10 protein-coding genes are annotated in these 12,903 nt (G+C 72.9%); 5 read left to right on the top strand and 5 right to left on the bottom strand.

The features are described 5' to 3' along the window. Positions 1-1,287 carry a histidine--tRNA ligase gene (gene hisS, locus BS83_RS29415; protein ID WP_037606482.1) on the top strand — a complete coding sequence of 429 codons (1,287 nt, stop codon included), beginning with the start codon at positions 1-3 and terminating at the stop codon, positions 1,285-1,287. Next, positions 1,284-3,044 (top strand): aspartate--tRNA ligase, encoded by a 1,761-nt coding sequence (gene aspS / locus BS83_RS29410; RefSeq protein ID WP_037606481.1) that lies wholly within the window; start codon positions 1,284-1,286, stop codon positions 3,042-3,044. The genes hisS and aspS overlap by 4 nt, the downstream gene beginning before the upstream one ends. A 199-nt stretch (positions 3,045-3,243) precedes the next feature. On the opposite strand, the gene BS83_RS29405 is transcribed toward aspS, so the two are convergent. Next, the gene (locus BS83_RS29405) at positions 3,244-4,572 is read right to left on the bottom strand and encodes a cation:dicarboxylate symporter family transporter (protein WP_051944273.1); all 1,329 of its coding nucleotides are present in this window, start codon (positions 4,570-4,572) and stop codon (positions 3,244-3,246) included. 158 nt (positions 4,573-4,730) lie between these two features. Here BS83_RS29405 and BS83_RS29400 point away from each other — a divergent pair, with 158 nt between their 5' ends. From BS83_RS29400 to BS83_RS29390, 3 genes are all read left to right on the top strand, one after another. Then, complete coding sequence (locus BS83_RS29400; RefSeq protein WP_037606480.1) at positions 4,731-6,371, top strand: ATP-binding protein; 1,641 nt, start codon at positions 4,731-4,733, stop codon at positions 6,369-6,371. Further along, positions 6,368-7,057 carry a response regulator gene (locus tag BS83_RS29395; protein ID WP_037606479.1) on the top strand — a complete coding sequence of 230 codons (690 nt, stop codon included), beginning with the start codon at positions 6,368-6,370 and terminating at the stop codon, positions 7,055-7,057. The genes BS83_RS29400 and BS83_RS29395 overlap by 4 nt, the downstream gene beginning before the upstream one ends. A 93-nt stretch (positions 7,058-7,150) precedes the next feature. After that, a complete protein-coding gene (locus tag BS83_RS29390; RefSeq protein ID WP_037606478.1) occupies positions 7,151-8,503 on the top strand; it encodes a replication-associated recombination protein A in 1,353 nt (450 codons plus the stop codon). 16 nt (positions 8,504-8,519) lie between these two features. On the opposite strand, the gene BS83_RS29385 is transcribed toward BS83_RS29390, so the two are convergent. The 4 genes from BS83_RS29385 to BS83_RS29370 form a co-directional block, all read right to left on the bottom strand. Further along, entirely contained in the window at positions 8,520-9,686 is a 1,167-nt protein-coding gene (locus BS83_RS29385) for a YncE family protein (protein ID WP_037606477.1), read from the bottom strand. Continuing rightward, positions 9,683-10,330, bottom strand: a complete 648-nt coding sequence (locus BS83_RS29380) for an ankyrin repeat domain-containing protein (protein ID WP_408641041.1) — start codon at positions 10,328-10,330, stop codon at positions 9,683-9,685. The genes BS83_RS29385 and BS83_RS29380 overlap by 4 nt, the downstream gene beginning before the upstream one ends. Before the next feature lie 92 nt (positions 10,331-10,422). Beyond that, a complete protein-coding gene (locus BS83_RS29375) occupies positions 10,423-11,010 on the bottom strand; it encodes an HPP family protein (protein WP_084714293.1) in 588 nt (195 codons plus the stop codon). A 136-nt stretch (positions 11,011-11,146) separates the two neighbouring features. Next, positions 11,147-12,601, bottom strand: a complete 1,455-nt coding sequence (locus tag BS83_RS29370; protein WP_037606476.1) for an amidase — start codon at positions 12,599-12,601, stop codon at positions 11,147-11,149. Positions 12,602-12,903: the final 302 nt, after the last annotated feature.

The following is a 12,903-nucleotide window of genomic DNA, read 5'->3' as shown; positions in this document are numbered from 1 at the left end:
GTGAGCAGCACTTCTTCGCAGCCCCAGCAGCCCTTCCAGGCCGTCAAGGGCACCTACGACATCCTTCCCGCCACCGCGCCGACCGTCCTCGCCGTGCGCGAGGCGATGGCCGCGCCGCTGCGCCGGGCCGGATACGGCTACATCGAGACCCCGGTCTTCGAGGACGTGAACCTCTTCTCGCGCGGCGTCGGCGAGTCGACCGACATCGTCACCAAGGAGATGTTCGCCTTCACCACCCTCGGCGGCGAGCGCATCGCGCTGCGTCCCGAGGGCACCGCCTCCGTGCTGCGCGCCGCGCTGGAGGCCAACCTGCACCGGATCGGCAACCTCCCGGTCAAGCTCTGGTACAGCGGCTCGCAGTACCGCTACGAGAAGCCGCAGAAGGGCCGCTACCGCCAGTTCTGGCAGGTCGGCGCCGAGGCGATCGGCGCGGAGGACCCGGCGCTGGACGCCGAGTTGATCATCCTCGCGGCGGACGCCTTCCGTTCGCTCGGGCTGCAGCAGGTCCGTCTGCTGCTCAACAGCCTCGGCGACCGGCAGTGCCGCCCGGTCTACCGGGCCGCGCTCCAGGACTTCCTGCGCGGGCTCGACCTCGACGAGGACACCCGCCGCCGTGCGGAGATCAACCCGCTGCGCGTGCTCGACGACAAGCGGCCCGACGTGCAGAAGCAGTTGGTCGGCGCGCCGATGCTGGTCGACTTCCTCTGCGAGGAGTGCAAGGCCTACCACGAGCAGGTCCGCGAGCTGCTGACCGCCGCCGGGATCGCCTTCGAGGACGACACCAAGCTGGTGCGCGGCCTCGACTACTACACCCGCACCACCTTCGAGTTCGTCCACGACGGCCTCGGCTCCCAGTCCGCCGTCGGCGGCGGCGGTCGCTACGACGGCCTCGCCGAGATGATCGGCGGCCCGGCGCTCCCGTCCGTCGGCTGGGCGCTCGGCGTGGACCGGACTGTGCTGGCGCTGGAGGCGGAGGGCATCGAGCTGCCGTCCTCCAACAGCTCCGACGTCTTCGCCGTGCCGCTCGGCGAGCAGGCCAGGCGTGTGCTATTCGCCGCCGTGACGCAGCTGCGTCGTGAGGGCGTCTCGGCCGACATCGTCTACGGCGGCAAGGGACTCAAGGCCGCGATGAAGGCCGCCGACCGCTCCGGCGCGCGCTACGCGCTCGTCGCCGGCGAGCGCGATCTCGCCGAAGGTCTGGTTCAGTTGAAGGATCTCAGCACCGGTGACCAGACCCCGGTCGCCCTCGACGTTCTCGTCACCACCCTGAAGGAGAAGCTCCAGTGATCCGCACCCACGAGGCCGGCACGCTCCGCCCGGAGCACGCCGGCACCACCGTCACCCTCGCCGGCTGGGTCGCCCGCCGCCGTGACCACGGCGGTGTGGCCTTCGTCGACGTGCGGGACACCTCCGGCACCGTCCAGGTCGTCTTCCGCGACCTGGACGCGGTCGGCGAGCTGCGCTCCGAGTGGTGCGTCAAGATCGTCGGCGAGGTCCGGGTCCGCCCGGAGGGCAACGAGAACCCCGACATCCCGACCGGCCAGGTCGAGGTCGTCGTCTCCGAGCTGACCGTGCTCTCCGAGGCCGCCGCGCTGCCGTTCATGGTCGCGGAGTACGAGCCCGGCTCGGTCAACGAGGAGGTCCGCCTCAAGTACCGGTACCTCGACCTGCGTCGCGAGGGCCCCGCCCGCGCGCTGCGGCTGCGCTCGAAGGCCACGCACATCATCCGCACGGTGATGGAGGAGAACGGCTTCCTCGACATCGAGACGCCGTACCTGACGCGTTCGACGCCCGAGGGCGCCCGCGACTTCCTGGTGCCGGTCCGCCTGCAGCCGGGCCACTGGTACGCCCTGCCGCAGTCGCCGCAGCTGTTCAAGCAGCTGCTGATGGTGGCGGGCATGGAGCGCTACTACCAGATCGCGCGCTGCTTCCGCGACGAGGACTTCCGCGCCGACCGTCAGCCGGAGTTCACCCAGCTCGACGTCGAGGCCTCCTTCGTCGACCAGGAGGACATCCTCAAGCTGGGCGAGGAGGTCGTCTCCCGCGTCTGGGGCGAGGTCCACGGCTACGAGGTGCCGCTGCCGCTGCCGCGCATGTCCTACGCGGACGCGATGTCCCGCTACGGCTCCGACAAGCCCGACGTCCGCTTCGACAACGAGCTGACCGAGCTGACCGAGTACTTCACCGGCACCGAGTTCCGCGTCTTCCAGGCCCCGTACATCGGCGCCGTGGTGATGCCGGGCGGCGCGTCGCAGCCGCGCAAGCAGCTGGACGCGTGGCAGGACTGGGCGAAGGCGCGCGGCGCGCGCGGCCTGGCCTACGTGCTGGTCGACGAGGAGACCGGCGAGCTGCGCGGCCCGGTCGCCAAGAACCTCAGCGAGGAGCACCTCGCGGGTCTGGCCGACGCGGTGGGCGCGAAGCCGGGCGACTGTGTCTTCTTCGCGGCGGGCAAGAAGACGGCCTCGCAGGAGCTGCTGGGCGCGGCGCGTCTGGAGATCGGCAAGCGCTGCGGCCTGATCGACGAGTCGAAGTGGGCCTTCCTCTGGGTCGTCGACTTCCCGATGTTCGAGCCCATCGAGGACGACAAGGGCGAGTTCCAGGGCTGGCACGCGGTGCACCACCCGTTCACGGCCCCGACGGCCGAGTCGATGGCGACCTTCGACACCGACCCGGGCAGCGCGCTCTCGAACGCCTACGACCTGGTGCTCAACGGGTCCGAGATCGGCGGCGGTTCGATCCGTATCCACCAGAAGGACGTGCAGCAGCGTGCGTTCGACGCGATCGGGCTCTCCCCGGAGGAGGCGCAGTCGCAGTTCGGCTTCCTGCTGAACGCCTTCGACTTCGGCCCGCCGCCGCACGGTGGCATCGCGCTGGGCCTGGACCGTCTGGTCGCGCTGCTGGGCGGCTACGAGACGATCCGTGACGTCATCGCCTTCCCGAAGACGTCCACCGGCGGCGACCCGCTGACCGGCGCGCCGACGCCGATCACGGCCGCGCAGCGCAAGGAAGCGGGCGTCGACGCGAAGCCCAAGTCCGAGGCGTAGGCTGCACCACCTTGAGGGGCGCGGGGAACTGCGCACCTCCGGCGCGTGAGCGCTGACCTCTCCATCGGAGGGTCGGTTGCACCACCTCAGGGGCGCGGGGAACTGCGCGACAAGCCACCGGCATGCGGATGGCCCTCACTGGACAGGGCCATCCGCATCGGGTGGTTGCTCGCGCGGTTCCCCGCGCCCCTGACTGCGGCTACGCCGCAGCCGGCGCCTGCGCCGGGATGGCCGGGGCGGGGTCGGGGGACTGGGTCGTCTCGTCGAAGGGCAGCCGTCCGCTCAGGACGAGCGTCATGCGGTCGCGGTCCAGCTCGCGGGTCCAGTGGCCGATGAGGATCGTCGCGACGGCGTTGCCGGCGAAGTTGGTCAGGGCCCGGGCCTCCGACATGAAGCGGTCGATGCCGACGATCAGGCCGACGCCGTCGACCAGCGCGGGGGCGTGTGACTGGAGGCCGCCCGCCAGGGTGGCCAGGCCGGCGCCGGTGACGCCCGCCGCGCCCTTGCTCGCGATCACCATGAACAGCAGCAGCGAGATCTGCGAGCCCAGCGACATCGGCTTGTCCATCGCCTGCGCGATGAAGATCGAGGCCATGGTCAGGTAGATGGCCGTGCCGTCCAGGTTGAAGCTGTAGCCGGCCGGCACCGTGATCCCGGCGACCGGGCGGCTCACGCCCAGGTGCTCCATCTTCGCGATCAGGCGCGGCAGCGCGCTCTCGCTCGACGAGGTCGACAGGATCAGCAGGAACTCCCGGCCGAGGTAGCGCAGCAGGGCGAAGACGTTCACGCCCGCGACCAGCCGCAGCAGCAGGCCGAGCACCACGACGACGAAGATCGCGCACGCCGCGTAGAAGCCCAGCATGATCATGAGCAGTGACTTCAGCGCCGCCCATCCCGTCGCCCCGACCACCGCGGCGATCGCGCCGAACGCACCGACCGGCGCCGCCCACATGATCATCGCAAGCACCTTGAAGACGAGCTTCTGCAGGTGCTCCACTCCGCGCAGCACCGGCGCGCCCGCCGCGCCCATGGACTGCAGTGCGAAGCCGACGAGCAGGGCCGCCAGCAGGGTCTGCAGCACCTGGCCGCCGGTGAGGGCGGAGACCAGGGTGGTCGGGATGATGCCGAGCAGGAAGTCCGAGGTGCCCTCGGCCGCCCCCGTCGCGGCCTGCGCATGGCCGGCCTTGGCCAGCGCGGAGGTCAGGTGCAGGCCGTGGCCCGGGTCGACGATGTTGCCGACGAGCAGGCCGATGGCGAGCGCCACCGTCGACATGACCAGGAAGTAGCCGAGAGCCAGGCCGCCGACCCTGCCCACCTTCGCGGCCTTGGTGACCGAGCCGATGCCGAGCACGATCGTGGTGAAGATGACCGGGCTGATCATCATCTTGATCAGGTTCACGAAACCGGTGCCGACCGGCTTCAGTTGAACGGCGAAGTCGGGAGCGGCCAGGCCGACCACGATGCCGGCGAGGACGGCCGCGACGACGGCCGGGTACAGATAGTGCGTGCGTTCGCGTCCAGCTCTCATGGCTGCGGCTCCTTCGCCGGTCTCGCTCACACCGGCCTCGGGTGGCGGGCCGGTTCCGACGAATATCCGCGCGGGCGTGGCAGCCGTCACGTTTGCGTTCATATCGTTCATGGCACGCGCCTACTCATCGGGTGCCATCACCCGGCACACTGGCCGACATGCACGTCCGCCTCGCCCCGCGCCCGCCCCGGAGCCACCGTGTCGCGCGCAGCCTGGCCGGTCAGCTGTTCGCGGTGCAGGTGCTGATCGTCGCGCTGGTCGTCGCCGGCGGGGCCGTGCTGGCCTATGTGCTGATCAGCGACCGCGCCCAGCAGGCAGCGGACCGGCAGGTGCGGGCCACGGCCACGGCGGTCGCCGACGCGCCGAGCGTCAGGGACGCCGTGCGCCGCCCCGATCCGACCGCGGCGCTCCAGCCGTACGCGCAGGAGGTCGTCAGGGACGCCGGGGTCGACTTCGTCACGATCATGGACACCCACGGCGTCCGGTGGACCCACCCGGACCCGGCGGAGATAGGCAAGCACTTCCTCGGGCACATCGGGCCCGCGCTCGCCGGGCACACCTTCACCGAGACCTACACCGGCACGCTCGGCCCCTCCGTCCGCGCGGTCGCGCCGGTGCGGGACGCGAGCGGCCGGGTGATCGCGCTGGTCAGCGTCGGCATCACGGTCCAGAGCCTGAGTGGGCAGCTGAGCGGGGCGATCACAGTGCTGGTGCTGGTGGCGCTCGGGGCCCTCGCGGTCGGCGGGCTCGGCACCTGGCTGGCCAATCGCCGCCTGCGCCGGCACACCCACGGCATGGGCGCCGCCGAGCTCAGCCACCTGTACGAGTACCACCAGGCGACGCTGCACTCCGTCCGGGAGGGGTTGGTGCTGCTGGACCGGGCCGGGACCGTCGTGCTCTGCAACGACGCCGCCGGCGAGCTCCTGGGCCTGGACGGTCCGGCGGAGGGACGGCCCTTCGGCGAGCTCGCGCTGCCGAAGCCGCTGCGGGCGGCGGTCGCCGGGCCGGAGCCGGTGCGGGACCAGCTGCACCTGACGGCGGACCGCGTCGTCGTGATCAACACCTCGCCCATCGGCGACGGCGGACCCGAGCTGGGGACCGTGGTGACCCTGCGCGACCACACCGAACTGCAGGCACTGACAGGCGAGTTGGACTCGGTGCGCGGTTTCGCCGAGGCGCTCAGCGCTCAGGCGCACGAGGCGGCGAACCGGCTCCACGCGGTGGTGTCGCTGATCGAGACCGGCCGACACCGGCAGGCCGTCGACTTCGCGACCGCCGAGCTGGAGCTGTCCCAGCAGCTCACCGACCGCGTCGTGGGCGCGGTCGACGAGCCGGTGCTGGCCGCGCTGCTGCTGGGCAAGGCCGCCCAGGCGGCGGAGCGGGGCGTCGAGCTGGTGCTGACGGAGGAGAGCCGGATCGGCGACGCGTTGCCGCCCGAGCTCGGTGCGCGGGACCTGGTGACGCTGTTGGGCAATCTGATCGACAACGCGATCGACGCCGCGATCGAGGGGGCGGCGGAACACGACGGTCCGCCGACCGTCACCGTGACCGCCCGCAGCGACGCCCGCGAGCTGCTGCTGCGCGTGGCCGACACCGGGCCCGGTATCGAGCCGGACGCGGTGGCGCGGATCTTCGAGCGCGGCTGGTCCACGAAGCAGGCCGCGGGCCGCGGCATCGGGTTGGCGCTGGTGTCCCAGACCGCGCGCAGGAACGGCGGCAGCGTGGAGGTGGGGCGCGGGATCGGCGCGGAGCTGACGGTGAGAATCCCGCTGCGGGGCCGGGCGGTGGTCGCGCCGTGACGATCGCCGTGCTGGTGGTCGAGGACGACCCGGTCGCGGCGGAGGCGCACGCCGCCTACGTCGACCGGGCCCCCGGCTTCCGCTGTGCGGGCACCGCGCACGGCGCCGCCGAGGCGCTGCGGTTCCTGGACCGGGCCCGCCGCGAGGGCGCACCGGTGGTGCTGATCCTGCTCGACCTCTACCTGCCGGACGGCCACGGTCTCGAGCTGATCCGCACCCTCCGTGCCGGCGGGCACGGCGCGGACATCATCGCCGTGACCTCCGCCCGCGACCTGGCCACCGTCCGCAGGGCGGTGTCGACGGGAGTGGTGCAGTACCTGCTCAAGCCCTTCGCCGCGGCCACCCTGCAGGACCGGCTGGCGCGCTATGCCCGCTACCGCGCGAGCCTGGACCGCGAGGGGGAGGCGCTCGGCCAGGACGAGGTCGACCAGGCCTTCGCCGAGCTGCGTTCGTCGCGGGGGACGACGCTGCCGAAGGGCCTGACCTCGCCGACGCTCGAGGCCGTCGCGGGCGTACTGCGGGAAGCCGGGACGGGGTTGTCGGCCGCCGCGGTCGGCACCGCGGCGGGGGTCTCCCGGATCACCGCCAGACGTTATCTGGAGCACCTGGTGGAGACCGGCCGGGCCGCCCGCGAACCGCAGTACGGTCAGGTCGGCCGACCTGAGCTCGCGTACCGCTGGAGGTAGGGGCGACCGGTTTCGGTTGACCGGCCTGTGCGCCCAGCACGGTCGGAGCCGGGTCGGGCGGGCGTGTCGGTGCCTGACGGTAGGGTCGGGGGAGTGGAACCAGACCTCTTCACCGCCGCCGCCGAGGACTTCCAGGCCAAGGAGCCGGGCCGCTCGCCGCTCGCCGTCCGGATGCGGCCGCGCGCGCTGGACGAGGTGGCCGGGCAGCGGCAACTGCTGAAGCCGGGCTCCCCGCTGCGACGGCTGGTCGCCGCCAGCGGCGGGCCCGCGGCGACGTCGTCGGTGATCCTGTGGGGGCCGCCGGGGACGGGCAAGACCACGCTCGCCTACGTGATCAGCCAGGCCACCGAGAGCCGCTTCGTCGAACTGTCGGCGATCACGGCGGGCGTGAAGGAGGTCCGCGCGGTCATCGAGGGCGCGCGGCGGGCGGTCGGGGCGAGCGGAAAGGAGACGGTGCTCTTCCTCGACGAGATCCACCGCTTCTCCAAGGCCCAGCAGGACAGCCTGCTGCCCGCCGTCGAGAACCGCTGGGTCACGCTGATCGCGGCCACGACGGAGAACCCGTACTTCTCGGTGATCTCGCCGCTGCTCTCGCGCTCGCTGCTGCTGACCCTGGAGTCCCTCACCGACGAGGACGTCCGGGCGCTGCTGCGCCGGGCCGTCACCGACGAGCGCGGTCTGGACGGCGCGGTGACGCTCGCCGAGGACGCCGAGGACCACCTGGTGCGGATCGCGGGAGGTGACGCCCGCAAGGCGCTGACCTCACTGGAGGCAGCGGCCGGGGCGGCGATCGAGCAGCAGGAGGAGACGGTCACCCTCGAACTGACCGAGACCGCGGTCAACCGCGCCGCGGTCCGCTACGACCGCGACGGCGACCAGCACTACGACGTGGCCAGCGCGCTGATCAAGTCGATCCGCGGCAGCGACGTGGACGCCGCGCTCCACTACCTGGCCCGGATGATCGAGGCGGGCGAGGACCCGCGTTTCATCGCCCGCCGGCTGATGATCTCCGCGAGCGAGGACATCGGCGTCGCGGACCCGAACGCCCTGCCGATCGCCGTCGCCGCGGCCCAGGCGGTCGCGATGATCGGCTTCCCCGAGGCCTCGCTGACCCTGTCCCACGCGGTGATCGCGCTCGCGCTCGCGCCGAAGTCGAACTCCGCGACGACGGCGATCGGCGAGGCGCTGGCCGACGTCAGGGCCGGGCTGGCCGGCCCGGTGCCGCCGCACCTGCGCGACGGCCACTACGCCGGGGCCAAGAAGCTCGGGCACGCCCAGGGCTACGTCTACCCGCACGATCTGCCGGAGGGCATCGCCGCCCAGCAGTACGCCCCGGACGCGATCCACGGCAAGCAGTACTACCGCCCGACCCGCCATGGTGCGGAGGCCCGCTACGCGGATGTCGCCGAGTGGGTCCGCGGGCGCCTGGCGGGCTCCACCGAGTAGGCGACCAACCTCCGGGCTACGGCAGGCCCAGGACCGCGACGCCCAACGGGCGGTGGCCGACGGCCAGGCGGGTCACCGTGCCCGTGTCCAGGTCGACGACGCTGATCCCGTTCCAGTAGCCGTCCCTGCTGTAGCCGCCGGTGACGTAGGCGGTACGGCCGTCGGCGGACAGGGCGACGTTCTCGTGCGGGCCCTGCAGCGGGATGAGCCGTTCGCGGCCGTCCGGGCGGCGGACCGTGAGGGAGGGCCCGGCCTGGCGGGAGGGGTCGATCGGGCCGGTGCCGACGACGTAGAGCGTGCCGTCCTTGCCGATGGTGACCCCGTGCTGGTGGGTGTCGGCCGTCATCGGCCGGACGGTGACCCGGCCGTGGGCAGGATCGACCACCGCCAGGCGCTCGCCCTCGAAGGGGATCAGCAGCGCCCCGTCCGAGGGCCGGACGGCGGTGTAGTGGGGCTTGAGCCAGGATCCGAGGCCGCCCGCGGTGCCGTACGGCGCGACCTCGATCCGGTGGGCGCTCCCGTCGCGGGTGTCCACCACGGCGACGTCGAAGGAGTCGTGATCGGTGACGTAGACGTGGCTCCCGTCCGGGGAGACGTCCACGTCGAACGGGCGGCGGCCGACCGGCGTGGAGCCGACCACCGTGTGCCGCGCGGTGTCGACGATCTCCAACTCGCCGTCCCGCCCCGGGATGTTGACCCCGACATAGACCCGGCTTCCGTCGGGGGAGAGGGCGATCCCCATGCCCCCGCCCCGGTATTCGCCGCCGGTCACCGGCCCGACGTCGGCCGCGTACGGGATCAGTGCCGTGCGCGTCCGCCGACGGGTGTCGACGGCCGCGACGCCCTCGGCCGTGGCCACCCAGGCCGTGCCGTCCCGGCCCAGGGCGACCCCGTAGGGCGCGGCGCCCACCCGTACCGAGCCGAGAGCGGTCGCGGCTCCGCGGGCTCGCGGAGCCACGAAGGTCACCGTGTCGGACCCGAAGTCGGTGAGCACCAGCGTTCCGTCGGGGGTCCGCGCGGTGGGCGCCGCGGTGCGCGACACTCCCGGGCTGTGCAGCGAGGCCGTCGGGGCCGGCCGGTCGGCTGTGGGGCCGGCCGCGGGGTCGACCTGGGCGCAGCCGGCCAGCGCGGCCAGGAGGGCGGCCGTTCCCGCGAGCGCCCGGGCGGCCCGGGCGCCGTTCACCGTCCGGCTTCCGCCGCGCGCAGCACGTCCGCCATGGCCAGGAAGCCCCGGCGCTCCGCATGGGCGCGGGCCGTCACACCCTCGCCGTCGGGGAGCAGTGGATCGGCGCCCGTGGCGAGCAGGATCTCGACGATCTCCTGGTGGACCTGGCCGCCGTCACCGAGGATCACCGCCTCCAGCAGAGCCGTCCAGCCCAGCCGGTTCACGTGGTCGACGTCCGTCGACGTCTCGGCCAGGACCGCGCGCACGTAGCCGACGTGGCCGCGCTCGCTGGCGGGGATCACCGAGACGCCGCCGTAGCGGTTGGTCAGGGTGAGGTCCGGCCCGGCCGGCAGCAGCGCCCGCATCATCGGGACGCTGCCGGTGACGCCGGTGACCAGCCAGGCGTTGTCCCGGCGGTTGTCCTGCGCGTCGACGTCCGCGCCGGCGGCGAGCAGGGCCTCGGCCAGGGGGACGTCGTCGGCGAGGGAGGCCATCAGCAGGGCCGTCCGGCCGGCCTCGTCGCGCGCCTCGGTGTCGGCGCCCGCCGCCAGCGCCTCGCCCAGGGCCTGGAGATCACCGCGACCGGCGGCGTCCAGCAGGGCACGGTCGGCCGCGGCCTCGGCCACGGGGAACGAGAGGGGCTGGGTGGGGATGTCGGTCACGGCGGACCTCCTGGTGCGGTGGGGCTGCGGTGGGGCTGCGGTGCGGTTCGGGCACTCTCGGGTGCCCGGAATCCATGGTCCGTCAGAATCCGTCAGCTCCGCATCGACGATTCGACTGGATGCGACAGGGCGGAACGGCTGATGTCGGGATCAACCGATCGGTTGACGACGACCGTCTCCTGCGGGCGGTAGGTTCGCCACGTCACGGGATAGCGGACGGGGTGCGCGCCGATCCTGGCGGGCAGCATGCCGAAGGCCACCAGCAGCACCGTCGCCAGGGCGAGCAGCGCCAGGAACGGTGCCGGGCGCGGGGCCTGGAGCACCACGATCACGGCGGTGGCGGCGGCCGGTGAGTGGGAGAGGTGGGTCAACAGCATCGCGCCGAGCGCCAGGCCCGCCGCGAGTGCCGCGCCCCACGTGTGGGACCCGGTCACTGCCAGGGTGCCGTAACCCACCACGGCGGCCAGCAGTTGACCGCCGATCAGGTTCCGCGGCTGCGAGATGGGCAGGCCGGGTGCGCCGTGCACCAGCGCCGCGCTGGCCGCCAGCGGCGGGATCAGCAGGGGCTGGTGCAGCAGCACGCCGACCCCGACCAGCACGAACAGGGCGCCCACGGCGAAGGCCGCCGCGCGCAGGGCGTGCAGTGGGTGGCGCAGCTTCGTGAGGGGGGACGGGGGCATGCGAGCTCCGGGTAGGTGGGGCAGGATGTCCCGAGCATAAACAAATTGTTGATGCACGGGGCAAGCGTCTTGCCTGACGGGCAAAGCCCGCCGCGGCAGCAGGCGGCCGCTGTCCCCCCGGCCGGCCGGCCGGCCGTCAGTCGGTCAGCGGTCGGTGCCCGGCCAGGTAGGCCCAGGGGCGCAGCCGCTCGACCGCGGCCCCGACGCGGAAGACCGTCGCGTCGTCGTAGGTCCGGCCGACGATCTGCACCCCCGTGGGCACACCCTCCGAGGAGAACCCGGACGGGACGGAGAGCACCGGGCAGCGTGAGCAGATGTTGAAGCCGATGGTCATGGCCATCGTCATGTAGTGCTCCTGCTCCACCCCGGCGATCGTCAGCTTCGTCTCGGTGTAGTCGTCGTCCGCGAGCAGGGCGGGGACGGCCGTGGTCGGGCAGATCATCGCGTCGTAACGCTCCAGCAGCGCGCCGAGCTCGGCGTAGAGGCGGCCCTCGATCTCCAGGCCCTCCAGGAAGCCCGTCCGCCCGGCGGCGTCGGCCGCGCGCTCGGCGAAGGCGCGGGTGTAGGCGTTCAGCCGGTCCGGGGCCTCGGCGGCGGCCTGGCCGATGGACGGCCCGAAGATCGCGCCGAAGTGGGCCCATGCGGCCCGGTCGATCAGCTCGCGGGTCCAGCCGAGGCCGACCTCCTCGACGACGGCGCCACCGGCCCGCAGGGCCTCCGCCACCGCGCGGGTGTTGGCCTCCACCTCCGGGTCGAGCACGTAGTCGCCGAGGGTGAGGCAGAGGGCGATGCGCATCCCGCTGACGTCGCCCGCCCCGTCGGCGCCCGGGTACTCCAGCGGCAGCTCCAGCTTGGGGCGCAGCGAGACCACGTCCCCGGCCCAGGGGCCGGCGATGGTGTTCTGCAGCAGTGCCGTGTCCGCGACGGTGCGAGCCATCGGGCCGTCGTGGCAGAAGGTGTCCAGGTTGAACGGCGGCATGGCCGGCACCCGGCCGTACGGCGGCTTGAAGCCCACCACACCGTTGAACGAGGCGGGGATCCGGATCGAGCCGCCGATGTCGGAGCCGGTCGCCAGCGGCGCGTTGCCCGCCGCCAGCGCCGCGCCCGACCCGCCGGAGGAGCCGCCGCAGGAGTGCGCGAGCGACCACGGGTTCCGGGTGACGCCCCAGAGCTTGGACTGGGTGAACGCGGCGCAGCAGAACTCCGGCGTCGTGGTCCGGGCGTGGACGATGCCGCCGGCCGCCTGGATCCGCTGGATCACCGGGTGGGTCTCCTCGGCGACCTCCTCCGTGAGCAGCAGCGAGCCCTCGCTGCAGACGCGCCCCGCCATCGGGTGCTCGTCCTTGGCGGCGACGGGCAGTCCCTCCAGAGGGCGGGGTGCGCGACCGTGGCCGAGGTAGCGCTGCTCGGCCTCCCGCGCCGCGGCCATGCCCTCCTCGAAGAGCCGCTCGGTCAGGCAGTTGACCTGCGGCTCGGTCTGCTCGGCGCGGGCGATGACGGCCTGCATCAGCTCGACGGGGGAGAGGGTGCGGCGCTGGAAGGCGCGCAGCGCGTCGGTGGCGGGCAGGTACGCGAGTTCGATGTCGTCCATGCGGCCTCACCCTGAGGGCTTGCCATCGCTGTTGTCAATGCCATTGACACAGGTACTGACAGGGTCGTGCACCGAGCGAAGCCGGGTAGGTCGCGGGGTGGCCACGGGGTGGTCGGACGCACGGGGTGGCACCCACTACACTGGGGGCAGCGAGATGTCCCGTGTTCACGCCGTCAGGCGCGACGTCACCGGCGGGGCGTCATACAGGCCGCGGCTTCGTCCGGAGACGGACAGGGCGGCGGCAGGAGCGTTGCGCACCTTCGGGTGTCGCGTGCAGCCCACCACCCAGCAGGGTCGGTGGG

The organism is Streptacidiphilus rugosus AM-16 (genome assembly GCF_000744655.1).
Lineage (GTDB): Bacteria > Actinomycetota > Actinomycetes > Streptomycetales > Streptomycetaceae > Streptacidiphilus > Streptacidiphilus rugosus.
The sequence above is the reverse complement of the archived record's forward strand: the minus strand, read 5'-3'. Positions and strand labels throughout refer to the sequence as shown.